24 protein-coding genes are annotated in these 22,653 nt (G+C 72.5%); 18 read left to right on the forward strand and 6 right to left on the reverse strand.

Annotation, left to right across the window (positions count from 1 at the left end; translation table 11 throughout):
- The first annotated feature begins 6 nt into the window (after window positions 1-6).
- Window positions 7-237 carry a DUF397 domain-containing protein gene (locus tag CA983_RS04065; protein ID WP_086599495.1) on the forward strand — a complete coding sequence of 77 codons (231 nt, stop codon included), beginning with the start codon at window positions 7-9 and terminating at the stop codon, window positions 235-237.
- 64 nt (window positions 238-301) lie between these two features.
- Here the strand turns inward: CA983_RS04065 and CA983_RS04070 are convergent, their stop codons facing one another.
- Window positions 302-1,429, reverse strand: a complete 1,128-nt coding sequence (locus CA983_RS04070; protein WP_086599496.1) for an 8-amino-7-oxononanoate synthase — start codon at window positions 1,427-1,429, stop codon at window positions 302-304.
- Between the two features lie 150 nt (window positions 1,430-1,579).
- Here CA983_RS04070 and bioB point away from each other — a divergent pair, with 150 nt between their 5' ends.
- The 6 genes from bioB to CA983_RS04100 all read left to right on the forward strand — a co-directional run bounded on the left by bioB (window position 1,580) and on the right by CA983_RS04100 (window position 7,414).
- The gene (gene bioB, locus CA983_RS04075; RefSeq protein WP_086599497.1) at window positions 1,580-2,737 is read left to right on the forward strand and encodes a biotin synthase BioB; all 1,158 of its coding nucleotides are present in this window, start codon (window positions 1,580-1,582) and stop codon (window positions 2,735-2,737) included.
- Window positions 2,730-4,010, forward strand: coding sequence for an adenosylmethionine--8-amino-7-oxononanoate transaminase (locus tag CA983_RS04080; RefSeq protein WP_086599498.1), 1,281 nt, complete (start codon window positions 2,730-2,732; stop codon window positions 4,008-4,010). The genes bioB and CA983_RS04080 overlap by 8 nt, the downstream gene beginning before the upstream one ends.
- A 1-nt stretch (window position 4,011) precedes the next feature.
- On the forward strand, window positions 4,012-4,737 hold the full coding sequence (gene bioD, locus CA983_RS04085; RefSeq protein ID WP_086599499.1) for a dethiobiotin synthase: 726 nt from the start codon (window positions 4,012-4,014) through the stop codon (window positions 4,735-4,737).
- Window positions 4,738-4,797: 60 nt separating this feature from the next.
- Window positions 4,798-5,721 (forward strand): class A beta-lactamase, encoded by a 924-nt coding sequence (gene bla, locus CA983_RS04090; protein ID WP_208636881.1) that lies wholly within the window; start codon window positions 4,798-4,800, stop codon window positions 5,719-5,721.
- Between the two features lie 10 nt (window positions 5,722-5,731).
- On the forward strand, window positions 5,732-6,661 hold the full coding sequence (locus CA983_RS04095) for an endonuclease/exonuclease/phosphatase family protein (protein WP_086599500.1): 930 nt from the start codon (window positions 5,732-5,734) through the stop codon (window positions 6,659-6,661).
- A gap of 69 nt (window positions 6,662-6,730) precedes the next feature.
- Window positions 6,731-7,414 (forward strand): class I SAM-dependent methyltransferase, encoded by a 684-nt coding sequence (locus tag CA983_RS04100; protein WP_086599501.1) that lies wholly within the window; start codon window positions 6,731-6,733, stop codon window positions 7,412-7,414.
- A gap of 9 nt (window positions 7,415-7,423) precedes the next feature.
- Here the strand turns inward: CA983_RS04100 and CA983_RS04105 are convergent, their stop codons facing one another.
- A complete protein-coding gene (locus tag CA983_RS04105; protein WP_010041116.1) occupies window positions 7,424-7,798 on the reverse strand; it encodes a hypothetical protein in 375 nt (124 codons plus the stop codon).
- A gap of 3 nt (window positions 7,799-7,801) precedes the next feature.
- Complete coding sequence (locus tag CA983_RS04110) at window positions 7,802-8,077, reverse strand: toxin-antitoxin system HicB family antitoxin (RefSeq protein ID WP_086599502.1); 276 nt, start codon at window positions 8,075-8,077, stop codon at window positions 7,802-7,804.
- A gap of 134 nt (window positions 8,078-8,211) precedes the next feature.
- On the opposite strand from CA983_RS04110, the gene CA983_RS04115 reads away from it, so the two are divergent.
- The 9 genes from CA983_RS04115 to mug all read left to right on the forward strand — a co-directional run bounded on the left by CA983_RS04115 (window position 8,212) and on the right by mug (window position 18,538).
- Window positions 8,212-9,027 carry an ABC transporter ATP-binding protein gene (locus CA983_RS04115; RefSeq protein ID WP_086599503.1) on the forward strand — a complete coding sequence of 272 codons (816 nt, stop codon included), beginning with the start codon at window positions 8,212-8,214 and terminating at the stop codon, window positions 9,025-9,027.
- A 4-nt stretch (window positions 9,028-9,031) separates the two neighbouring features.
- Window positions 9,032-11,599: an ABC transporter permease gene (locus CA983_RS04120; RefSeq protein WP_086599504.1), complete on the forward strand. Its 2,568-nt coding sequence runs from the start codon at window positions 9,032-9,034 to the stop codon at window positions 11,597-11,599.
- Window positions 11,600-11,657: 58 nt separating this feature from the next.
- Window positions 11,658-12,551: an LLM class F420-dependent oxidoreductase gene (locus CA983_RS04125; RefSeq protein ID WP_086599505.1), complete on the forward strand. Its 894-nt coding sequence runs from the start codon at window positions 11,658-11,660 to the stop codon at window positions 12,549-12,551.
- Between the two features lie 57 nt (window positions 12,552-12,608).
- Complete coding sequence (locus CA983_RS04130) at window positions 12,609-13,034, forward strand: GNAT family N-acetyltransferase (protein WP_086599506.1); 426 nt, start codon at window positions 12,609-12,611, stop codon at window positions 13,032-13,034.
- A 174-nt stretch (window positions 13,035-13,208) separates the two neighbouring features.
- Window positions 13,209-14,549, forward strand: a complete 1,341-nt coding sequence (locus CA983_RS04135; RefSeq protein ID WP_086599507.1) for a hemolysin family protein — start codon at window positions 13,209-13,211, stop codon at window positions 14,547-14,549.
- Window positions 14,546-15,559: a hemolysin family protein gene (locus CA983_RS04140; protein WP_086599508.1), complete on the forward strand. Its 1,014-nt coding sequence runs from the start codon at window positions 14,546-14,548 to the stop codon at window positions 15,557-15,559. Before CA983_RS04135 ends, CA983_RS04140 begins: the two co-directional genes overlap by 4 nt.
- Before the next feature lie 75 nt (window positions 15,560-15,634).
- Complete coding sequence (locus CA983_RS04145; protein WP_086599509.1) at window positions 15,635-16,414, forward strand: SGNH/GDSL hydrolase family protein; 780 nt, start codon at window positions 15,635-15,637, stop codon at window positions 16,412-16,414.
- Window positions 16,415-16,536: 122 nt separating this feature from the next.
- Entirely contained in the window at window positions 16,537-17,979 is a 1,443-nt protein-coding gene (gene purB, locus CA983_RS04150) for an adenylosuccinate lyase (protein ID WP_086599510.1), read from the forward strand.
- Between the two features lie 13 nt (window positions 17,980-17,992).
- Window positions 17,993-18,538, forward strand: a complete 546-nt coding sequence (gene mug / locus CA983_RS04155; RefSeq protein ID WP_086599511.1) for a G/U mismatch-specific DNA glycosylase — start codon at window positions 17,993-17,995, stop codon at window positions 18,536-18,538.
- Window positions 18,539-18,542: 4 nt separating this feature from the next.
- Here mug and CA983_RS04160 read toward each other — a convergent pair whose 3' ends face one another.
- The 3 genes from CA983_RS04160 to CA983_RS04170 form a co-directional block, all read right to left on the reverse strand.
- Window positions 18,543-18,974 carry a hypothetical protein gene (locus CA983_RS04160; RefSeq protein ID WP_086599512.1) on the reverse strand — a complete coding sequence of 144 codons (432 nt, stop codon included), beginning with the start codon at window positions 18,972-18,974 and terminating at the stop codon, window positions 18,543-18,545.
- 66 nt (window positions 18,975-19,040) lie between these two features.
- Window positions 19,041-19,766 carry an ABC transporter permease gene (locus CA983_RS04165; protein ID WP_086599513.1) on the reverse strand — a complete coding sequence of 242 codons (726 nt, stop codon included), beginning with the start codon at window positions 19,764-19,766 and terminating at the stop codon, window positions 19,041-19,043.
- Window positions 19,767-19,768: 2 nt separating this feature from the next.
- The gene (locus tag CA983_RS04170; RefSeq protein ID WP_086599514.1) at window positions 19,769-20,689 is read right to left on the reverse strand and encodes an ATP-binding cassette domain-containing protein; all 921 of its coding nucleotides are present in this window, start codon (window positions 20,687-20,689) and stop codon (window positions 19,769-19,771) included.
- 108 nt (window positions 20,690-20,797) lie between these two features.
- On the opposite strand from CA983_RS04170, the gene CA983_RS04175 reads away from it, so the two are divergent.
- Together CA983_RS04175 and CA983_RS04180 are read left to right on the forward strand one after the other, a co-directional pair.
- Complete coding sequence (locus CA983_RS04175; protein WP_086599515.1) at window positions 20,798-21,967, forward strand: sensor histidine kinase; 1,170 nt, start codon at window positions 20,798-20,800, stop codon at window positions 21,965-21,967.
- A 14-nt stretch (window positions 21,968-21,981) separates the two neighbouring features.
- Window positions 21,982-22,644: a response regulator transcription factor gene (locus CA983_RS04180; protein ID WP_086599516.1), complete on the forward strand. Its 663-nt coding sequence runs from the start codon at window positions 21,982-21,984 to the stop codon at window positions 22,642-22,644.
- The last annotated feature ends 9 nt before the right edge of the window (window positions 22,645-22,653 follow it).

The raw sequence follows: 22,653 nt of genomic DNA on the forward strand, positions 1-22,653 counted from the left end.
GGCACCATGCGTGCACTGCCTCGTCACGTCCCCTCAAGCATCGAACTGCACGGTGTGCGGTGGTTGCGCAGCAGCTACAGCACCGGCGCGAACAACTGCGTCGAGACCGCGTGTCCGGACGCCCCGCCCTGGGCCGGACTGCTCGCCGTGCGCGACTCCAAGGACCCGGCCGGGCCCGCGCTGCTCTTCTCCCCGAGGAGCTGGGCGCAGTTCACGGCCTCGGTCGACCGCATGTGAGCCGAATCCGGAACCACTCCTGATCAGTCCGTCGTCGAGCGACGCACGGCCGTGTCACGCCGACTCATGGCCGCGTCTCGCCGATCAGTCGTACAGCGCGTTCGATCTGTTCCCCGGTCAGGTCCGCGCGGGCGGTCAGCCTGAGCCGTGAGATGCCGTCGGGTACGGAAGGAGGACGGAAGCAGCCCACGGCCAGGCCCGCCGCGCGGCACCCGGCCGCCCAGCGCACGGCGTCCTCGGGGGAGGGCGCCCGCACCGAGACCACCGCGGCGTCCGGACGTACCGCTTCCAGACCCGCGGCGGTCAGGCCTGCGTACAACTCGCCCGCCACCGCACGGGCCCGCGCCGCGCGCTCGGGGTCGCGGCGCAGCAGCCGCAGTGCCGACAGGGCCGCCCCCGCCGCCGCGGGGGCGAGACCCGTGTCGAAGATGAACGTCCGTGCCGCGTTGACCAGGTGGTCGATCACCCGGGCGGGGCCGAGGACGGCTCCGCCCTGGCTGCCGAGCGACTTGGACAGCGTGACCGTCACGACCACGTCGTCGGCGCCCGCGAGTCCCGCCGCGTGCGGGGCGCCGCGGCCGCCGTCGCCGAGGACGCCCAGGCCGTGGGCGTCGTCGACCACCAGTCCGGCGCCGTGCTCCCGGCACGCCTCGGCGAGCGCGGCGAGCGGGGCGGCGTCGCCGTCGACCGAGAAGACCGTGTCGGACACGGTGATCGCCGGGCCCTCGTGCGTGTGCAGCGCCTTGCGCACGGCCTCCGGGTCGGCGTGCGCCACCACCTGTGTCGTGCCGCGGGCCAGCCGGCAGCCGTCGATGAGCGAGGCGTGGTTGCCCGCGTCGGAGACGATGAGGGAGCCGTGCGGGGCCAGCGCGGTGACCGCCGCGAGGTTGGCCGCGTAGCCGGAGGAGAAGACGAGGGCCGCCTCGGCACCGCAGAAATCGGCCAGTTCCTGTTCCAGTTCGGCGTGCAGTTCGGTGCTGCCGGTGACGAGCCGGGAGCCGGTCGAGCCACCGCCCCAGACCCGGGCGGCACGGGCCGCGCCCTCGGTGACCTCGGGGTGGTGGGCCAGTCCCAGGTAGTCGTTGCTCGCCAGATCGAGGAGCGGTGAAACGGCCGGACGGGGGCGCAGAGTCCGTACGAGTCCGGCACGGCGGCGCAGCCGCGCCTGCTCGTCGATCCAGCCGAACGCCATGGGTGGTCCTCCGGGGAATTTGTAGGCAGTGCACAGACACTAGCGGGACCTCCAGCAGGTCAGTGTGTGGCAATACCCACACCTCGAAGCGACTCTGTTGTACGAAGTCTCCTTGGCCCCGGGCGCCTCCGTAGGACAGGATCGGCTCCCATGGACCTGCTGAACACGCTGGTGGACAAGGGGCTTCGGCGCGAGCGGCCGACCCGAGAAGAGGCACTGGCCGTCCTCGCGACGTCCGACGACGACCTGCTCGATGTGGTGGCCGCGGCCGGGAAGGTGCGCCGGCACTGGTTCGGCCGGCGGGTGAAACTGAACTATCTCGTCAACCTGAAGTCCGGCCTGTGCCCCGAGGACTGCTCGTACTGTTCGCAGCGGCTCGGCTCCCAGGCCGGGATCCTGAAGTACACCTGGCTCAAACCGGACCAGGCCTCCGACGCGGCGGCGGCCGGTGTGGCCGGGGGCGCCAAGCGGGTGTGCCTCGTGGCCAGCGGGCGCGGTCCGACCGACCGGGACGTGGACCGGGTCTCCGAGACGATCAGGACGATCAAGGACAAGAACGAGGGCGTCGAGGTGTGCGCCTGCCTCGGGCTGCTCTCCGACGGACAGGCCGAGCGGCTGCGCGAGGCGGGCGCCGACGCCTACAACCACAACCTCAACACCTCCGAGGCGACGTACGGGGAGATCACCACCACGCACACGTACGCCGACCGCGTGGACACCGTCGAGAAGGCCCACGCGGCAGGGCTGTCCGCCTGCTCCGGGCTGATCGCCGGCATGGGCGAGTCGGACGAGGACCTGGTCGACGTCGTCTTCTCGCTGCGCGAGCTGGACCCTGACTCGGTTCCGGTCAACTTCCTGATCCCGGTCGAGGGCACCCCGCTCGCCAAGGAGTGGAACCTCACCCCGCAGCGCTGCCTGAGGATCCTGGCCATGGTGCGCTTCGTGTGCCCGGACGTCGAGGTGCGCATCGCGGGCGGCCGGGAGGTCCATCTGCGCACGATGCAGCCGCTCGCCCTGCACCTGGCCAACTCCATCTTCCTCGGCGACTACCTCACCACCGAGGGCCAGGCGGGCAGGGCCGACCTGGAGATGATCGCGGACGCCGGGTTCGAGGTGGAGGGCACCGACCAGGTGACACTGCCGGAGCACCGGGCGGCAGGGGGCTGCCACGACGGCGGCGGGTGCGGCTCGGACGAGAGCGGCGGAGTCTGCGGTTCCGCATCTGCTCCGCGAGTCGACGAGCCCAGGCCCGACCTGGTCGCCGTCCGCCGCCGGGGCGCCGGAACGGACCTCGCGCCCAATGCCTGAGCTGACGGTGCCCGAACTGCTGGAGCTCGACCGGCGGCACGTGTGGCATCCGTACGGCCCGATGCCCGGCCGGCAGGAACCGCTCGTCGTGGAGTCGGCGAGCGGCGTGCGGCTGCGGCTCGCCGACGGCTCGGGGGAGCTGGTCGACGGCATGGCGTCCTGGTGGTCGGCGATCCACGGCTACAACCACCCGGTGCTGAACGAGGCGGCGCGCGGGCAACTGGAGCGGATGAGCCACGTGATGTTCGGCGGGCTCACCCACGGGCCCGCCGTACGACTGGCGAAGCTGCTTGTCGACATGTCGCCCGAGGGTCTGGAGCATGTGTTCCTCGCCGACTCCGGGTCCGTGTCGGTCGAGGTCGCGGTCAAGATGTGCCTCCAGTACTGGCGCTCGCTGGGGCGCCCCCGCAAGCAGCGGCTGCTGACCTGGCGCGGCGGCTACCACGGCGACACCTGGCAGCCGATGTCGGTGTGCGATCCCGAGGGCGGGATGCACGAGTTGTGGAGCGGGGTGCTGCCGCGTCAGGTGTTCGTCGGTCCGCCACCGGTCGCGTACGAGGAGTCGTACGCCGAGCAGCTGCGCGCGGCGGTCGAGCGGCACGCCGACGAGCTGGCCGCGGTGATCGTGGAGCCGGTGGTGCAGGGCGCGGGCGGGATGCGGTTCCACTCCCCCGCCTATCTGCGGGTGCTGCGCGAGGCGTGCGACGCGCACGACGTGCTGCTGGTGTTCGACGAGATCGCGACCGGCTTCGGCCGCACGGGCGCGCTGTTCGCGGCGGAGCACGCGGCCGTGACGCCGGATGTGATGTGCGTGGGCAAGGCGCTGACCGGCGGCTATCTGACCATGGCGGCGACGCTGTGCACCTCGCGGGTGGCGGACGGCATCTCGCGCGGCGAGGTGCCGGTGCTCGCGCACGGCCCGACGTTCATGGGCAATCCGCTGGCGGCGGCGGTGGCCTGCGCCTCGATCGAGCTGCTGCTCGGCCAGGACTGGCTCACGGAGGTCAAGCGGATCGAGGCGGGGCTCCGGGACGGGCTCGCGGCGGCCTCGGATCTTCCGGGCGTCGAGGACGTGCGGGTGCTCGGCGCCATCGGCGTCGTGCAGCTGGATCACGCCGTGGACATGAAGGCGGCCACGGAGGCGGCCGTGCGCGAGGGCGTGTGGCTGCGGCCGTTCCGCGATCTGATCTACACCATGCCGCCGTACGTGACGGGCGACGCGGACGTGGCGCGCATCGCGCGGGCGGTGTGCGCGGCGGCGCGGGAGGGATGACATGTCGGTACTGGTGATCACGGGCACGGGCACGGAAGTCGGCAAGACGGTCGTGACCGCAGCGGTGGCCGCGACGGCGCTGGCGGCCGGCCGTTCGGTGGCCGTGCTGAAGGCCGCGCAGACGGGCGTACGGCCGGACGAGCCGGGGGACGCCGCCGAGGTCGCGCGGCTGGCGGGTGCCGTGACGACGGCGGAAGTCGCCCGTTATCCCGAGCCGTTGGCGCCCGCCACGGCCGCCCGCCGGGTCGGTCGCGCCCCCGTGCACCCGCACGAGGTGGCGGAGGCCGCCGCCAAGCTCGCCACCGAGCACGACCTCGTGCTGGTCGAGGGCGCGGGCGGACTGCTCGTACGGTTCGACCCGGCCGGCGGCACCCTGGCGGACGCGGCCCGGCTGCTGTCGGCGCCGGTGCTGGTCGTGGCGTCTGCGGGGCTCGGCACCCTGAACACGACGGAGCTGACGGCGCGTGAACTCCGCTCCCGAGGACTGGCTCTGGCGGGGATCGTGATCGGGAGCTGGCCCGCCGCGCCGGACCTCGCCTCGCGCTGCAATCTCGCGGACCTGCCGGACGTGGCCGGAGCGCCGCTGCTGGGCTCCGTTCCCGCCGGATCGGGGGCCCTCTCCCCCACCGCGTTCCGGGCGGCGGCGCCGCACTGGCTGGCGCCGCGCCTGGACGGCACGTGGGACGCGGAGGCGTTCCACGTGCGGGAGGCACCCAGGGCGTCCTGAGAGTTTCGGCGGGCCCGCGGTGAAACCGTCGCGGAGGTGATCGCGTGTTGAACTACGTACGTGATCACCTCCGAAGGGAACACCGTGCACACCACACACCCACGCCCGTCCCGTCGCACGGCCCTCGCGCTGGGCGCCGCCGCCGCTCTCTCGCTGGGCGGCGGCACGGCCCACGCCTTACCCGGTACGGGCGGCGTCACCGCACGGCTGAGGGAACTGGAGCGGGAGCACACCGCCCGGCTGGGCGTGTACGCCCGCAATCTGCGCACTGGCCGGACGGTGGCGTACCGGGCCGACGAACGCTTCCCGATGGCCTCGGTGTTCAAGACGCTCGCCGCCGCGGCCGTCCTGCGCGACCTCGACCGCGACGGCGAGTTCCTGGCCAGGCGCATCCGGTACACCCAGGACTACGTGACGAGGTCGGGGTACTCCCCCGTCACCCAGGAGAACCTCGCGACCGGCATGACCGTCGGCGAACTGTGTGACGCGACCATCCGGTTCAGCGACAACGCAGCGGGCAACCTGCTGCTGAAGGAGCTGGGCGGACCGACCGCCATCACGCGCTTCGCCCGCTCGATCGGTGACGGTGTCACCCGACTCGACCGGTGGGAGCCGGAGCTCAACAGCGCGGAACCGTGGCGGGTGACCGACACGACGTCTCCCCGCGCGATCGGCCTGTCCTACGCCCGTCTCGTGCTCGGCGACGCGCTGGAGCCCCGGGACCGGGCACGGCTCACGGACTGGCTGCTGCGCAACACCACCAGCACCGAGAAGTTCCGCAAGGGACTTCCCGCGGAATGGCTGCTCGCCGACAAGACCGGCCAGCCGGAGTACGGCGGCGCCCACGACGTGGGCATCACCTGGCCGCCCGACGGCACGCCGATCGTGCTGTCCGTTCTGACGACCCAGCCCGAGCGGGACGCCCCGGCCGACAACGCGCTGGTGGCCAGGACGGCCGCGTTGCTGGCGGCGGAACTCGGGTAGGGAGGTGCGGGTGAGAGGCGGACGGTCGTGGGACGCCTGGCTCGTCGCGGGCGGCTTCGGTGTCGCCGGTCTGCTCGCCCTGCACTCCGCCGTGCCCAACGGTGTCGGGCGTCTCGGGAGCCTCCTGGAGACGTTCCTGCCGTGGCTGGGTGCGGCCGTGCCTCTCCTCGGCTGCCTGGCCGTGCTCAAGCGGTCGGTGGCGGGGCTGCTCGCCTGCCTCGTACCCGTGGCGGTCTGGCTCTGGATGTTCGGCGGGCTGTGGTTCTCCTCGCCGCCGGGGTCGTACGACCTGGCCGTCGTCCAGCACAACGTGGCCGATGACAACACCGACCCGGCGGGCACCGCGCGGGCACTGGGCGCCACCCGCGCGGATCTGGTGGCCGTGCAGGAGCTGACACCCGCGCGGCGGCCCGTGTTCGAGGACGTCCTCGGCGCGTCCCATCCGCACCGGGCGGTCCACGGCACGGTCGGGCTCTGGTCGGCCCGGCCCCTGTCGGACGTGCGGCCGGTGGACATCCGGCCCGAGGGTTTCCCGGAGAGCTGGCAGCGCGGTCTGCGGGCCACGGTGTCCGCGCCCGGCGGGAAGCTCGCGGTGTACGTGGTCCACCTGCCGTCCGTCCGGCTCGGCCCGACGGGGTTCGCCTCGGCGGCCCGCGACGAGAGTGCGGCGCTGCTCGGGGCACGGATCGCCGCCGACCCGGCCGGCCGGCTCTTGGTCGTGGGCGACCTCAACGGCACGGTGCAGGACCGGGGGCTCGGCCCGCTCACCTCCCGACTGGAGGCCCCGCCCTCGGGGTTCGCGTTCAGCTGGCCGGCCGCCCTGCCGGTGGCGAGGATCGACCAGGTGCTGGGGCGGGGCGTCGAGGTGACGGAGGTGTCGGCACTGGACGCGACGGGCAGTGACCATCGGCCGGTGCTGGGCCGCGTACTCCTGCGGTAGCCGGCAGGGGTGCGCCGGGCTCGTCCGGGGGACAATCGCGATAAGGCCCGCCTCGTCAGGGAGGTCTCCATGCCGCTCCGGTCCGCCCGCTCCGGCAAGGTGTCACGGGATGCCGTGCACCATCCGCTGTTCGCCCGTTACTACGCCCGGATCAGTGTCGCCGCCGAGACCCGGATGGGCATGGGCAGAGTCCGCGAGAGGCTGCTCGGCGGGCTGTCGGGGCGGGTGATCGAGATCGGCGCGGGCAACGGGCTGAACTTCGCGCACTACCCGGGCACCGTCTCGGAGGTCGTGGCCATCGAGCCGGAGCGGCGGCTGCGGCAGCTGGCCGTGGAGGCCGCCCTGCGCGCGGAGGTGCCGGTGGACGTGGTGCCGGGTGCGGCCGAGGCGCTGCCGGTCAAGAGCGAGGGCTTCGACGCGGCCGTGGTGTCGCTGGTGCTGTGCAGTGTGCGGGACGTTCCCCGGGCGCTCGGGGAGCTGCGGCGGGTGCTGCGGCCGGGCGGTGAGGTGCGGTTCTTCGAGCACGGCCGGGGCGGCGGCCGGGTGATGACCTTCAGCCAGCGTGCGCTGGACCGGACGGTGTGGCCGCTGCTGGCCGGGGGCTGCCATGTGGCGCGGGAGCCGGTGCGGGCGCTGCGGGAGGCCGGTTTCGAGCTCGGCCCCTACCGGCAGCTGCTGATGCCGGAGCAGGGGCCGGCGCTGCCCACCTCGTACTGCGTGCTGGGCAGGGCATGGCGCCCGATCAGCTCGTAGCCCGCGTGGTCACAGGCTCCACTGGCGCAGCTCCTGCTCGATGTCCCGCACGGACGCCTCGCCGCTCTTGACCAGCCGGGCGAGGTCGCGGACCTGCTCGGGCGAGGTGACGACCTTGGCGCCGCTGGCGACGAGGTACGCGTAGGCGACGGCGGAGGCGAACAGGGCGTTGGAGCGTTCCAGGGCGGGGACGTGGATCAGCAGCTGGAGCAGCGCGGCGGCACGGGCGTGCGGGCTGTCGTAGACGGGGACGTCGAATATGGCGGCCTGGTGGCGCGCGACGGCGGCGACGAGGGCTCCCCAGTCGGTGACCTGGGGGTCTCCCGGGGTCTTCTGCTCGGCGAGCATCAGCAGCCAGGCGAGGTCGATCTCGAGGTTGTTCAAGGGTCAGTGGCGACCTTCGCGCGTGCCTTCACGGTCCTCCCCCACTCTCGGCTTCGCTCGAGCGGGGGCACCCCCATCGAACTCCTCGGCGAAGACGGACTCGTACTGCTTCATGAAGTCGGCGGCGGCCTCCACGAACGTGTGGCCCACCTCGCCGGTGTCCTGTCTGACCAGCTCCTCGATGTAGCGGTTGACGCTCATGCCGCGGGCCAGGGCGCGTTCGCGGGCGGCTCGGGCGGTGCCTTCGTCGACTCGCACGTTCAGCTGGGTCTTCGCCATACCTCGAAGCTAGCGCGGAGGTGCTAGCACCGGCAAGGGCGGTCTCCGACCCGAGGAGGATACCGAGTGTGGGCCGCGTCACATTACCCTCGGGCAAGGTGACGAAATCCGGCGTACACCACGAGGAGGCGGCCTTGTCCACACCTGCTGCGGAGCACGTCCCCGGCCTCGCGTCGGCCGACGGGATCGCGGCCCGGGCCCGCGGTCTGACCAAGGCGTACGGCTCGGGCGAGACGACCGTGCTCGCGCTCGACTCGGTGGACGTCGACATCGTCCGCGGCCGGTTCACCGCCGTGATGGGACCGTCGGGCTCCGGGAAGTCCACGCTGATGCACTGCCTGGCGGGGCTCGACACCGTCTCGGCCGGGCAGGTGTGGCTCGGCGACACGGAGATCACGGGTCTGAGGGAGCGCGAGCTGACGCGGCTGCGCCGCGACCGGATCGGGTTCATGTTCCAGTCGTTCAACCTCATCCCGACCCTGAACGCGCTGGAGAACATCACCCTGCCCATGGACATCGCGGGCAAGAAACCCGACGAGAAGTGGCTGGACCAGGTGATCGACACCCTCGGCATCCGGGACCGCCTCAGGCACCGGCCGTCGCAGCTCTCCGGCGGCCAGCAGCAGCGGGTGGCCTGTGCGCGGGCGCTGGCGTCCCGGCCCGAGCTGATCTTCGCGGACGAGCCGACCGGCAACCTCGACTCGCGTGCCGGCCTGGAGGTGCTCGGCTTCCTGCGCGAGGCGGTGGACCAGCTCGGGCAGACCGTCGTCATGGTCACCCACGACCCGGGCGCCGCCGCCCACTCCGACCTGGTGCTCTTCCTCGGGGACGGCCGGATCGTCGACGAGATGCGGCGGCCGACGGCTCAGTCCGTACTGGAGCGCATGAAGCGTTTCGACGTGATCCGGACCCGTTTCGACGACGCCCCGGCGTCGTCCGAGGAGAACTGATCCCGTGCTCAAGGCGACCCTGAGGAGTTTCCTGGCGCACAAGGGGCGGCTGCTGCTCTCGGCGCTCGCCGTCCTGCTGTCCGTCGCATTCGTCACGGGCAGCCTGATCTTCTCGGACACCGTCAGCCGTACGTTCGACCGGCTGTTCGCCTCCACCGCGGCCGATGTCACCGTCAGTCCGAAGGAGGGCCTCGACGAGGCGGTGCCCTCCGGCCGGACGGCCACCCTGCCGGCCGCGCTCGCCGAACGCGTGCGGCAGGTCGACGGGGTCGCGGCGGCACGCGCCGAGGTGGACGTGGACGGCCTCACCGTCGTCGACGAGGAGAACGAGCCGGTCGGCCCGACCACCGGGGCTCCCACCCTCGGCACAGCCTGGAACCCGACCGAGCGCAGCCCCGTGGAACTGACCTCCGGTCACGCCCCGCGCGGCGACGGGCAGGCCCTGCTCGACTCGGAGACCGCCGACCGCAAGGACGTGCGCATCGGCGACACCCTCACCGTGATCGCACCGCCCGGGTCGTTCGAGGTCCGGGTCGTCGGCATCGCCACGTTCACCACCACCAACCCCGGTGCCGCGCTGGTCTTCCTCGACCCCTCCACCGCGCAGACGAAGCTGCTGGGCGACCCGAGGGCGGCCACCAGCATCTCGGTGGACGCGGCGGAGGGCGTCAGCGACGAGCGGCTCAAGCAGCGTGTGGCCGCCGCGCTCGGCGCGCACACCTACGACTTCAGGACCGCCGACGAGCAGGCGAAGTCGGACGTCGAGCAGCTGGGCGGTTTCCTCGACGTCATCAAGTACGTCATGGTCGGCTTCGCCGGCGTCGCCGTGCTGGTGGGCGTGTTCCTGATCGTCAACACCTTCTCCATGCTCATCGCCCAGCGCACCCGCGAGCTGGGGCTGCTGCGCGCGCTCGGCGCCGACCGGCGCCAGGTCCGCCGCTCGGTGCTCACCGAGGCCCTCCTGCTCGGTCTGGTCGGCTCCACGCTGGGGCTCGCCGTGGGCATCGGGCTCGCGGCCGGGCTCATCGAGCTGATGAGCTTGCTCGGCATGAACATCGACGCCGACGAGATGGTCATCGGCTGGGTGACGCCCGTGACGGCGTACGTCGTCGGTCTCGGCGTCACCTTCGTCGCCGCGTACCKGCMGGCGCGGCGGGCCGCGGGGGTCTCGCCGATGGCCGCGCTCTCGGACGCCGAGGTCGCCGGGGTGGGCCGGCCGCTGCGCGTGCGGGCGGTGGCGGGCGCGGTCGTCGGGGCGGCCGGTGCGGCGGCGCTCGTGGGATGCGCGGTGTCGGAGCAGACGTCGTCGGCGGCGTCCCTGCTGGGGCTCGGTGTCGTGCTCACCCTGATCGCGACCGTGATCGCCGGTCCGCTGCTGGTGCGCCCGGTGATCCGCGTGCTCGGCGCGGCCTTCCCCGCCCTGTTCGGGTCGATCGGCCGGATGAGCCAGCGCAACGCCCTGCGCAATCCCCGCCGTACCGGGGCCACGGCGGCCGCCCTCATGGTGGGCCTCGCCCTGGTCGGCGGGATGTCGGTGGCGAGCGAGTCGATGACCGCTTCGTTCGACCGGCAGATCGACAAGACGCTGGGCGCCGACTTCGTGATCCAGAACACCAACTTCCTGCCGTTCCCGAAGGAGGTCACCGACGAGGTGCGCGCCACCGAGGGCGTGGGCCTGCTCGTGCGGGGGCGGTTCACGCCGGTCGCGGTGCGGCTCCCGGACGGCGACCGCGTGGAGACGACCGCCGCGGGCTACGATCCACGGCTCGACGAGGTCGCCAACATCACCTACGTACAAGGGGACTCGGCGGCCGCGCTCGCCGACGGGCGCCTCGCCATGGACCGGGACTTCGCGCGCGACCACGACGTACGGGTGGGCGGCACGGTCCCGGTGGAGTTCCCGGGCGGGCGTCGGGCCGAGCTGACGGTGGGCGCCCTCACCGACCAGGACGCCGCCGAGGGGTTCGGCACGCAGGGCGGGCTCTACTTCGGCCTCGCCACCCTGGAGCGGTACGCGCCGGGCGGGCAGGACTCCGCGCTGTACGTCAACGCCGCCCCCGGCACCAGCGACGACGATCTGCGCGCGAACCTGGAGCGGACCCTGGATCCGTACCCGCAGGTACAGGTGCGGGACCTGGCCGACTACAAGCAGCTGGTCCACGACCAGATCGCCGTCCTGCTGTACCTCGTGTACGCGCTGCTGGGGCTGGCGATCATCATCGCGGTGCTCGGCGTGGTCAACACCCTCGCGCTGTCGGTCGTCGAGCGCACCAGGGAGATCGGGCTGCTGAGGGCGATCGGGCTGGCGCGGCGGCAGCTGCGGCGCATGATCCGGCTGGAGTCGGTGGTGATCGCCGTGTTCGGGGCCGTCCTGGGGCTCGCACTGGGGCTGGTGTGGGGCGTGTGCACCCATGAGGTGCTGGCCCTCCAGGGCATGACGGCCTTCGCGATCCCGTGGTTCACGATCGTCGCGGTGGTGATCGGTTCGGCGGTGGTGGGAGTCGTGGCGGCGCTGCTCCCGGCGTTGCGTGCGTCCCGCATGAACGTACTGGCGGCCATCGCGCACGAGTGATGGAATCGCGGCGGGTACTCAAGCAGCTGCTCAAGTCGCTCCCGTGTCAGGAGAGTTCATGTCACGTCCGTTCCGTTTCGGGGTCAACCTGCTCGAACCCGCGTCCGCCGAGGAATGGCGCGCCAAGTGCCGCCGGGCCGAGGAGCTCGGGTACGACGTGATCCTCGTCCCCGACCATCTGGGCATGCCGGCGCCCTTCCCGGCGCTGGTGGCGGCGGCCGAGGCCACCGAGCGGCCGAGGCTCGGCACGTTCACGCTCAACGCGGGCTTCTGGAACCCGGCGCTGCTGGCCCGCGAGGTGGCCACGACGGACGCGCTGACGGGCGGCCGGCTGGAGCTCGGCCTCGGCACCGGCTACGCACGGGCGGAGCACGAGACGGCCGGGCTTCCGTTCGGCTCGCCCGGTGAGCGGGTCGACCATCTGCGGCGCACGGTTGAGGAGCTGAAGCGGCTGCTGGGCTCGGACGAGCACCAGCCGCAGGCGGCGCAGCGGCCCCGGGTGCCGCTGCTGATCGGCGGAAACGGCGACCGGATGCTGCGGCTGAGCGCCGAGCACGCCGACATCGCGGCGTTCACCGGGGCGCGCACGGCGCCGGGCAGCACCACCGGGCAGCTGTCGCCGATCACCGCGGACGAGCTCGACGAACGCGTGGCGCGGTACCTGAAGTTCGCGGAGGACCACCGCGAGGAGCCGCCCGAGCTGAACCTGCTGCTCCAGATGGTGATCGGCACCGAGGACCGCGAGGCCGCTGTCCAGCCGTTCCTCGAACACTTCCCGGACCTGACGGTGGAGCAGGTCCTGGACCTCCCCGTCTCCCTGGTCGGCACTCTGGAGGAGCTCACGGAGCAGGTCCTGGCGCGGCGCGAGCGCTACGGCTTCACGTATCTGACCGTCCTGGAGCCCTACATGGAGGCGTTCGCCCCGGTCATGGAGCGGGTGCGCGGGGCCTGACGTCCGGAATCTGAAATGGTGCGCCCAGGGGGCGGCCGTGCGTGATGCGATCACGCCATGACCGAACTGCGCATCCGGGCCGCGACGCCCGAGGACCTCGACACCATGCTGGCCTTCTGGAAGGTGGCCGCCGAGGGCACGAGCATCAGTGACGACCGCACGGGGGTGGAGCGGCTGGTCGCGCGCGACGCCGAGGCCTTGATCCTGGCGGAGCGGGACGGCGAGCTGGCCGGGACGGTGATCGCGGGGTTCGACGGCTGGCGCTGCCACCTCTACCGGCTGGCCGTGCACCCGGACCACCGCCGCCGGGGCATCGCCTCCGCGCTGCTCGCCGCGGCCGAGGAGCGGTTCGTACGGCTCGGCGGACGCCGCGCGGACGCGATGGTGCTCACGCGCAACGAGACCGCGCACCAGGCGTGGGGGGCCGCCGGGTACGCGCCCGAGGAGAAGTGGCGGCGCTGGGTGAAGCCCCTCACCGACTAGGCGTGCCGTTCGGAGTTCGTCGACGCGGTGGACGGTTTTGCCCATCCTTTACCCTTGGATGGCCACTCGGTCCTGCATGAAAGGTTGTGAGCGTCCGCCCATGGGCGAGCCTCCCAGTGCGCGACACCGCGCGTTCCGCCCCGTCCTGGAGAACCATGGAACGGGGGTGAACCGATGACCGAAGTGCTCCTCCTTCTGGCGGCGATCCTGCTCTCGATCGCCTGCGGCGCCTTCGTGGCGGCCGAGTTCTCCCTCACCACGGTCGAGCGCGCCGAGCTGGAGCAGGCGGTGGCACGCGGCGAGCGGGGCGCGCAGGGCGCACTGAAGGCCGTACGGAACCTGACGTTCCAGCTCTCCGGGGCACAGCTCGGCATCACGGTCACGAACCTGGTCGTCGGCATGCTCGCCGAGCCGTCGATCGCCGCGCTGATCGCGGGGCCGCTGGAGGACATCGGTGTCTCACGGTCGGCGTCGCACAGCCTGGCGCTGGTGCTGGGCACGGCTCTGTCGACGGTGTTCCTGATGGTCGTCGGCGAGCTGGTGCCGAAGAACTGGGCGATCTCGTCGCCGCTGGCGGTCGCCAAGACCGTGGGCAACGCCCAGCGCTGGTTCAGCGCCGCGTTCCGGCCCTTCATCAGGCACCTCAACAACACGGCGAATCGTGTCGTGCGCCGGATCGGTGTGGAACCCGCCGAGGAGCTGGCGTCGGCGCGCGGGCCGCAGGAGCTGGCGGCGCTCGCCCGGCACTCCGCCAGGGAAGGCGTCCTGGAGGCCGACACCGCCGAGCTGTTCGTCCGGACGCTGAACCTCGCCGACCTGACCGCGGAGAACGTGATGACGCCCCGGGTGCAGGTCGTCGCCCTGGAGGTGCAGGCGACCCTGGAGGACGTGGCGAACGCGACCCGGGCGACCGGCCTGTCCCGGTTCCCCGTCTACCGCGGCACCCTCGACTCGGTCGTCGGAACGGCGCACGTCAAGGACGTACTGGCGGTACCTGTGGAGCGCCGGACCCGGATCTTCGTCTCCGAGCTGATGCGCGAGCCGCTGCTGGTCCCGGAGACGCTCACCGTGGACCGGCTCCTGGACCGGCTCTCCGGCAAGCGCACGATGGCCGTGGTGATCGACGAGTACGGCGGCACGGCGGGCGTGGCCACGCTGGAGGACATCGTCGAGGAGGTCGTCGGCGAGGTGCGCGACGAGCACGACCCGCACGAGCTGCCCGACCTCGCGCCGGCCGGCACGGACGAGGTCGGCCACGCCCTGTACTCGGCCGACGGCTCCGCGCGCGTGGACCAGCTCGAAGCCGTCGGGCTGCGCGCACCGGAGGGGCCGTACGAGACGCTCGCCGGGCTGGTGGCGACGGTGCTCGGCCGGATACCGGCCGTCGGCGACACCCTTGAGGTCGCCGGCTGGCGGATGGAGGTCCTGGACGCCACGGGCCGCCGGGCCGCGCGCGTGCGGCTGCAAGCGCCCCTCGGCGACGAGAAGCCCGACGAGAAGGGAGTTCAGCTGTGACCGCCGTCCAGCTGCTGATCGGTCTGGCGACGCTCGTCGTCAACGCCTTCTTCGTCGGCGCCGAGTTCGCGCTGATCTCGGTGCGCCGCAGCCAGATCGAGCCCTACGCCGACCGGGGCGACCGGCGCGCCAAGAGCGTGCTGTGGGGCCTGGAGCACGTGTCCGCGCTGATGGCGGCGGCGCAGCTCGGCATCACGCTGTGCACGCTGGTCCTGGGCGTGGTGGCCGAGCCGGCGATCGCGCACCTGCTGGAGCCGGTGTTCCACGCGATGGGCGTGCCCGAGGGCGCGGGGCACGCGGTGTCCTTCGTGATCGCGCTGGCCCTGGCCACGTATCTGCACATGCTGCTCGGTGAGATGGTGCCGAAGAACATCGCGCTCGCCGAGCCGGTGCGCAGCGCGCTGACGCTCGGCCCGCCCCTGGTGACACTGTCCCGGGCGCTGCGTCCGGTGATCTTCACGGTGAACGCCTTCGCCAACGCCCTGCTGAAGCTGCTGCGCGTGGAGGCGCGGGAGGAGGTCGCCGCGTCCTACTCGGACGCCGAGATCGCGCAGATCGTGAAGGACTCCAGCGAGGCCGGCCTCATCGACGACCGCGCCCAGGAGCGGCTGCACGACGCGCTGGAACTGGGCCGCCGTCCGGTGCGCGACGTGGTGCTGCCGCTGGAGCGCGTGGTGTACGCGCGCGTGGGCGTCACTCCGGACGAGCTGGAGCGGCTGTCGGCGGAGTCCGGGTTCTCCCGCTTCCCGGTGGTGGACGAGGGGCGGCGGATCGTCGGCTATCTGCACGTGAAGGACGCGCTGGAGGCCGCCGGGCGCGATGTGCCGTTCCGGCTGCGGGACATGCGGCCCATCGCGCGCGTGCGGGAGCACACGCCGCTGGACGACGTCCTCACGGCGATGCGGGGCAGCCGTACGCACCTCGCGGCGGTCCTCGGGGCGGACGGCCGGCTGGCCGGCCTCGTGACCATGGAGGACGTACTGCGGGAGCTGTTCGGGCAGCGGGCGTGAGGCACCGGCTGTCAATGCTCCCCGGGGTGGGTGACCGACTGCTGGGTATGTGCACGGGATACTATTTCCGCCGCCATGGACACGAATCCCACCTACAGCAGCCTGGTCGCGGTCGGCGACTCCTTCACCGAGGGCATGTCGGACCTGTTGCCCGACGGCACCTACCGCGGCTGGGCCGATCTGCTCGCCGCGCGGATGGCCGCCCGCACGCCCGGCTTCCGGTACGCCAACCTCGCGGTCCGCGGCAAGCTGATCCGCCAGATCGTCGACGAGCAGGTGGACGTCGCGGCGGCCATGGGCGCCGACGTGATCACCCTGGTCGGCGGGCTCAACGACACCCTGCGGCCCAAGTGCGACATGGTCCGGGTGCGCGCTCTCCTGGAGGAGGCCGTGGAGAAGCTGGCCCCCGCCTGCCGGCAGCTCGTGCTGATGCGCAGCCCGGGCCGCCAGGGCCCTGTCCTGGAGCGGTTCCGGCCGCGCATGGAGGAGCTGTTCGCCTGCGTCGACGAGCTCGCCGCACGGCACGGCGCGATCGTGGTCGACCTGTACGGCGCCCCCTCGCTCTCCGACCCGCGGATGTGGGACGTGGACCGGCTGCACCTGACGGGCGAGGGCCACCGGCGGGTCGCGGAGGCGGTGTGGCAGGCGCTCGGCTACGAGCCCGAGGACACCGAGTGGCACACCCCCGTGCCGACGACGCTGCCGCCCGGCTGGGTCATGCGCCGCGCGGCGGACCTGCGGTTCGCCCGGCAGCACCTGCTGCCCTGGATCGGCCGCCGCCTGACGGGCCGCTCCTCGGGCGACGGCCTGCCGCCGAAGCGGCCGGAGCTGCTGCCGTACGAGGATCTGGCATAGGCGGTTCCCGGGGCGAGACGGGTGACCGGCAGGCTCCTGACAGGGTGCCGAACGCTCTTGTAGGTTCCCACGAACGTACCCGCGACGCTGGCCTGCACGAATCGCCAGTAGAATCCGTCCACGTGACTTCCGCTCCCGCCAAGCCCCGCATCCCGAACGTCCTCGCCGGACGGTACGCCTCCGCCGAGCTCGCCACGCTCTGGTCGCCCGAGCAGAAGGTGAGGCTGGAGCGGCAGCTCTGGCTCGCCGTGTTGCGGGCCCAGAAGGACCTCGGGATCGAGGTGCCGGACGCGGCGCTGGCGGACTACGAGCGTGTGCTCGACACCGTCGACCTGGCCTCCATCGCCGAGCGCGAGAAGGTCACGCGGCACGACGTGAAGGCGCGGATCGAGGAGTTCAACGACCTCGCCGGGCACGAGCACGTGCACAAGGGCATGACCTCCCGCGACCTCACCGAGAACGTCGAGCAGTTGCAGATCCGGCTCTCGCTGGAACTGATGCGCGACCGCACGGTGGCGGTACTGGCCCGCCTGGGCAAGCTGGCCGGCGAGTACGGCGAGCTGGTCATGGCCGGCCGCTCGCACAACGTCGCCGCGCAGGCCACCACCCTGGGCAAGCGCTTCGCGACCGCCACCGACGAGTTGCTCGTCGCGTACGGCAGGGTCGAGGAGCTGCTGGGCCGCTACCCGCTGCGCGGCATCAAGGGGCCGGTCGGCACCGCGCAGGACATGCTGGACCTGCTGGGCGGGGACGCCTCGAAGCTCGCGGAGCTGGAGCAGCGGATCGCCACGCACCTGGGCTTCTCGCAGGCGTTCACGTCGGTCGGCCAGGTCTACCCGCGCTCGCTCGACTACGAGGTGGTGACGGCACTGGTGCAGGTGGCGGCCGCGCCGTCGTCGCTGGCGAAGACGATCCGGCTGATGGCCGGGCACGAACTGGTCACCGAGGGCTTCAAGCCGGGTCAGGTCGGCTCCTCGGCGATGCCGCACAAGATGAACACCCGCTCCTGCGAGCGCGTCAACGGCCTGATGGTGATCCTGCGCGGCTACGCCTCGATGACCGGCGAGCTGGCGGGCGACCAGTGGAACGAGGGCGACGTGTCCTGCTCGGTGGTGCGCCGGGTCGCGCTGCCGGACGCGTTCTTCGCGCTGGACGGTCTGCTGGAGACGTTCCTGACAGTGCTCGACGAGTTCGGCGCGTTCCCGGCGGTCGTGGCACGGGAGCTGGACCGCTACCTGCCGTTCCTCGCGACCACCAAGGTGCTGATGGGTGCCGTGCGCGCGGGCGTGGGCCGTGAACTCGCGCACGAGGCGATCAAGGAGAACGCCGTGGCCTCCGCGCTCGCGATGCGCGAGCAGGGCGCCGAGCGCAACGAGCTGCTCGACAAGCTGGCCGCCGACGCGCGCATCCCGCTCGACCGCGCCGAGCTGGACGCCCTGATGGCCGACAAGCTGTCCTTCACGGGTGCCGCGGGCGACCAGGTCGCCGCCGTCGTCGCCCGGGTCGAGGAGATCGTGAAGCAGCACCCCCAGGCCGCGGGCTACACGCCCGGCGCGATCCTCTGACGCGCCGCTCGGGATGCCCCGTTTCACGCCCGAGGAGCTTGAGGCCGCCCGCGACCGTGTCGTACCGGACGTGGTCGCGGACGGTCTGCGCGTGCTGTTCTGCGGCATAAATCCCGGTCTGATGACGGCCGCGACGGGCCATCATTTCGCCCGCCCCGGCAACCGCTTCTGGCCGGTGCTGCACCGCTCCGGGTTCACCCCGCGGCTGCTGAAGCCGTCCGAGCAGCAGGAACTGCTGGCGTACGGGCTCGGCATCACCAATGTCGTGGCGCGGCCGACCGCTCGGGCGGACGAGCTGAGCGCCGAGGAGTACCGGGAGGGCGGGCGGCTGCTCGCGCTGAAGGTGGGGCGGCTGCGGCCGCGCTGGCTGGCCGTGGTCGGAGTGACCGCGTACCGCGCCGCGTTCGACGACCGGAAGGCCCGGGTCGGGCCGCAGTCGCGGTTGATCGGGGACACGCGCGTGTGGGTGCTGCCCAATCCGAGCGGGCTGAACGCCCACTGGACGGCCGAGACGATGGCGGAGGAATTCGCGCGGCTGCGGGAAGCCGCCGAGAGCTGACCTCCTACGGCGGGTCCGTCTCCGTGACCAGGGCCAGCAGCTGGACCTCCTGCGACAGGTCGCGGTCGGTGACCGCCACGGCGACCCAGCGGCCGGTGCCCTCCACCTCCCACAGGTACGCGGCGCTCGCGCGCTCGCTCAACTCGGCCCACGGCCGGGGTATCTCCTCCTGCTCGGTGCGCAGCAGGACGGTCTGCAGGTTGTAGGGGGGCGTGTCGCCCCAGCGTGAGGCGAGGAGTTCGTAGACGGCGTCCCGGTCCTTCTCGTACTGGTCGATCGTCACCGCGCGGAGCGCCGGGTCGTCGTCGTCCGCGGCCTCTAACACCGCGGTGTGATGACCGGGTCCGGAAACGCCGACGTCCGACGGGCCGTGCTCCGCCGGAAAGGGGCGGTAGCACAGCTCGTCGATGAGGGCGATGTGCTGTGCGATGTTCATGGGTCCAGTAAACCCGCCGCCACTGACACTTGGCGGGGCGTCAACCCTGTTCCGGCCGTTCTCCGGTCAGGCGTCCCGGCGGCGCAGGCTCCACGCCCCCGCCAGCAGGGCGGCCGCCGCCCAGAGCGCGGTCACCGCGAGCCCCGACCACGGCCCGAGGGTGCCGTCGTACGTCTCCCGGAGGACCAGCTGTCCCGCTTTGTCGGGCAGGAAGTCGGCGACGGTGCCCGTCGCGTCGCCGATCACGAACGACACGACGAGGATGAACGGGATCAGCAGGGACAGCGTGGCCACGCCGCTGCGCAGCAGGGCCGCGAGTCCGGCGGCGAACAGGGCCATCAGCATCAGGTAGACGCCGCAGCCCACGACACCGCGCACCTGCTCGCCGGCGCCGAGCCCGTCGGCCGCCGGGCCGAGCCCCGCTCGTGCCACCAGGAGGGCGGCGAGCGCGGTCACCAGTCCGACCAGCAGGGCCGGTACGGCGATGACTGCCGCCTTGGCCGCGAACCACCGGCCGCGCCGCGGAACCGCGGCCAGCGAGAGCCGCAGCGCCCCCGACTGGAACTCCGACGACACGGCCATGGCCCCGAAGGAGACGGCCGCGATCTGCCCCGGCACGACACCGGACAGGGCCGTGAACAGGGGGTCGAAGCCGGGATCCGACGTCTCGGAGACACCGGCGATCGCGGAGAACGCCGTGGTCGCGGCGAACAGGGCCAGGAGCGCTCCCGGGAGCGAGCGGAGCGTACGGATCTTCAGCCACTCGGAGCGCAGGACGGGGGTGAGTTCCATGGTCAGGCCTCCTGGGGCTGGGTGGTGAACTCGGCTTCGGCCGACGTGAGGTCGAAATAGGCCTGTTCCAACGTGCCTTCTTCGGCGGCGAGTTCGAGGACCGGCACCCCCGCGGCGGAGGCGATGCGGCCGATGTCGTCCACGCGTGCGTGGTGCACGGTCCAGTGACCGTCCGGGTGTTCCACGGCGTCGTGGCCGTGCCGGGCGAGAGCGCTGCGGAGGGCGGCGGGGTCGGAGGTGCGGATGCGTACGCTGGGCTGCACGCGCGCGTGGATGAAGTCCCGCATCGGGGTGTCGGCCAGCAGCCGGCCCCGGCCGAGGACGACGAGGTGGTCCGCGAAGGACGCGGTCTCGTTCATCAGGTGGCTGGAGACCAGGACCGTGCGGCCCTCCCCGGCGAGCCGGCGCAGCAACTGCCGGATCCACACGATGCCTTCGGGATCGAGACCGTTGGACGGCTCGTCCAGCATGACCACCCCGGGATCGCCCAGCAGGGCGGCGGCGATGCCCAGGCGCTGGCGCATGCCCAGGGAGTACGTCCGCACACGGCGCCGGGCCACCGACGCCAGGCCGGTTTCCTCCAGTACCTCGTCGACCCGCCCGTCCGGGATGCGGTTGCTGGTCGCCAGGACGCGGAGGTGGTCGCGGGCGGTGCGGGAGCCGTGCGCGGCGTGCGCGTCGAGCAGGGCGCCCACATGGCGCAGGGGTTCGCGCAGCTCCGGGTAGGCGCGGCCGCCGAGGGTGGCGGAACCGGCGGTCGGCCGGTCGAGGCCGAGCACCAGCCTCATGGTGGTGGACTTCCCGGCGCCGTTGGGGCCGAGGAAGCCGGTGACACGGCCGGGCAGGACGCGGAAGGTGAGACCGTCCACGGCCCGTGTGCTGCCGTACTCCTTGGTGAGGTCCTGGACATCGATGCTGGTCATGGCAGCAGCGTGGCCGGTCGGCCGGGGTGCTGGCCTCCCCCGGCGGTGGAGATCGGCTCCCCCGTGCGGGGGAGGCTCGTTGTCAGTGGCGGCTGGCACGATGGCGCAATGGTCCGCATGCTGCGCCCGTTGACGCGGGCGGTGACGTACACGCGGTGGCTGCATCTGCTGGTGGCCATCGTGTGGCCGTCCATGTGGCTGTTCATCCAGGAGGCGTGGTGGACCCAGGCCACGGCCGCCGTGCTGCTCGGACTCGCGGGCCTCGTGCCCGCCACGCGGCTCGTGGAGGGGTTCCAGGCCAGGCTGTTGCTGACCGGCCGGCGGCACGACAGCGAGAGTGCGGAGATCGTGGCCGCCCCGTCGGTCACGTGGGCCGACCGCGGGCGGACGGTGGTGTGGCTGGAGGCGCGGCTGGTCCTCGGCTGGCTCGTGTCCATGCTCTCCGTCCAGCTTCCCCTCCTCTCGGTCGACTTGGCGACAACGGCGTTCGGTCACGAGCCGGGGGGCGGCGGGCACTTGCCCGTCGAAGGCCACCACTGGTGGCACGCCCTGCTCGCGCCCGGGCCTCTGCTGCTGTTGCCCGTGATCGTGGTCTGGTCCGGCCACCTCATCACCGCGCTGGCGGTGAAACTCCTCGGCCCGTCACCCGCGGAGCGGCTCGCGGCCATGGAGGAGCGCACCGAACAGCTCCTGGAACGCACGCGCATCGCCCGGGAGTTGCACGACTCCATCGGTCACGCGCTCACGGTCGCCGTCGTACAGGCGGGGGCCGCGCGGGCGGCGGGCGATCCCGCCTTCACCGACCGGGCGCTGGGCGCCATCGAGGAGACCGGCCGGGCCGCCCTGGAGGACCTGGAGCGGGTGCTCGGCGTCCTGCGCGAGTCGACGAAGCCGGTGAGCGGCAGACCGACCCTCGCGGACGCCGACCGCCTGCTGGAATCCGCGCGCGCCTCCGGGGCGAAGGTCGACGCCGAGGTGACCGGCCCCGTGGACACCGTGCCCGGGCCGGTGTCCCGGGAGGGCTACCGGATCCTCCAGGAGGCGCTGACCAATGTGCTGCGGCACGCCGGAGCCGTTCCCGTACGGGTCCGTCTGCACGTCGCCGCCGGCAACCTCGTCCTCGCGATACGGAACCCGCTGACGGAGCCGGTGCCCGGCCCCGGGCGCGGCAGCGGCCTGCGCGGGATACGCGAGCGCGCCGCCCTGCTCGGCGGGCTGGCCCGGACCGGCCCCGACGAAGGTGACTGGCAGGTCCATGTCGAGCTGCCGTTGAGTTGATCTACGCTGGTCCGATGCCGGTCACCGTTCTCCTCGTCGACGACGAGCCCCTCGTGCGCGCGGGTCTGCGGGCCGTGCTGGAGGCCCAGCCCGACATCGAGGTCGTCGGGGAGGCCGCGGACGGGGCGTCGGTGATCCCGCTCGTGCGGCAGCTGCGGCCCGACGTCGTCGCCATGGACGTACGGATGCCGCTCCTGGACGGGATCGAGGCCACCCGGGCGCTGCTGCGGACGGTCGACGAGCCGCCGAGGATCCTCGTGGTGACGACGTTCGAGAACGACGAGTACGTGTACGAGGCGCTGCGGGCGGGTGCCGACGGGTTCCTGCTGAAACGGGCCCGGCCGGCCGAGATCGTGCACGCGGTGCGGCYGATCGCCGAGGGCGAGTCGCTGCTGTTCCCGGCCTCGGTACGGCAGCTGGCCGCCGAGTACGGCGACGACGGCGGGAACCGGGCCGCGCGGGCGGCCATGGAGCGGGCCCAGCTCACCGAGCGGGAGGGCGAGGTCCTGCGGCTGATGGCACGGGGCCTGTCCAACGCGGAGATCGCCGCCCGGCTGGTCGTGGGCACCGAGACGGTGAAGTCGCATGTGAGCGCCGTACTGGCGAAGCTGGGAGCAAGGGACCGCACGCAGGCGGTGATCGCGGCGTACGAGTCGGGGTTCGTGGCGCCGGGGTGATCGGCGGGG

It is taken from the genome of Streptomyces swartbergensis, from assembly GCF_002148965.1.
Taxonomy (GTDB): Bacteria; Actinomycetota; Actinomycetes; order Streptomycetales; family Streptomycetaceae; genus Streptomyces; species Streptomyces swartbergensis.

What these genes read in the sequence shown, in the direction of transcription:
- CA983_RS04065 (WP_086599495.1), top strand. Translation starts at nt 7, where the DNA reads ATGCGTGCACTGCCTCGTCACGTCCCCTCAAGCATCGAACTGCACGGT.
- CA983_RS04070 (WP_086599496.1), bottom strand. Translation starts at nt 1,429, where the DNA reads ATGGCGTTCGGCTGGATCGACGAGCAGGCGCGGCTGCGCCGCCGTGCC.
- bioB (WP_086599497.1), top strand. Translation starts at nt 1,580, where the DNA reads ATGGACCTGCTGAACACGCTGGTGGACAAGGGGCTTCGGCGCGAGCGG.
- CA983_RS04080 (WP_086599498.1), top strand. Translation starts at nt 2,730, where the DNA reads ATGCCTGAGCTGACGGTGCCCGAACTGCTGGAGCTCGACCGGCGGCAC.
- bioD (WP_086599499.1), top strand. Translation starts at nt 4,012, where the DNA reads ATGTCGGTACTGGTGATCACGGGCACGGGCACGGAAGTCGGCAAGACG.
- CA983_RS04100 (WP_086599501.1), top strand. Translation starts at nt 6,731, where the DNA reads ATGCCGCTCCGGTCCGCCCGCTCCGGCAAGGTGTCACGGGATGCCGTG.
- CA983_RS04110 (WP_086599502.1), bottom strand. Translation starts at nt 8,077, where the DNA reads ATGGCGAAGACCCAGCTGAACGTGCGAGTCGACGAAGGCACCGCCCGA.
- CA983_RS04125 (WP_086599505.1), top strand. Translation starts at nt 11,658, where the DNA reads ATGTCACGTCCGTTCCGTTTCGGGGTCAACCTGCTCGAACCCGCGTCC.
- CA983_RS04130 (WP_086599506.1), top strand. Translation starts at nt 12,609, where the DNA reads ATGACCGAACTGCGCATCCGGGCCGCGACGCCCGAGGACCTCGACACC.
- CA983_RS04135 (WP_086599507.1), top strand. Translation starts at nt 13,209, where the DNA reads ATGACCGAAGTGCTCCTCCTTCTGGCGGCGATCCTGCTCTCGATCGCC.
- CA983_RS04145 (WP_086599509.1), top strand. Translation starts at nt 15,635, where the DNA reads ATGGACACGAATCCCACCTACAGCAGCCTGGTCGCGGTCGGCGACTCC.
- mug (WP_086599511.1), top strand. Translation starts at nt 17,993, where the DNA reads ATGCCCCGTTTCACGCCCGAGGAGCTTGAGGCCGCCCGCGACCGTGTC.
- CA983_RS04160 (WP_086599512.1), bottom strand. Translation starts at nt 18,974, where the DNA reads ATGAACATCGCACAGCACATCGCCCTCATCGACGAGCTGTGCTACCGC.
- CA983_RS04165 (WP_086599513.1), bottom strand. Translation starts at nt 19,766, where the DNA reads ATGGAACTCACCCCCGTCCTGCGCTCCGAGTGGCTGAAGATCCGTACG.
- CA983_RS04170 (WP_086599514.1), bottom strand. Translation starts at nt 20,689, where the DNA reads ATGACCAGCATCGATGTCCAGGACCTCACCAAGGAGTACGGCAGCACA.
- CA983_RS04175 (WP_086599515.1), top strand. Translation starts at nt 20,798, where the DNA reads ATGGTCCGCATGCTGCGCCCGTTGACGCGGGCGGTGACGTACACGCGG.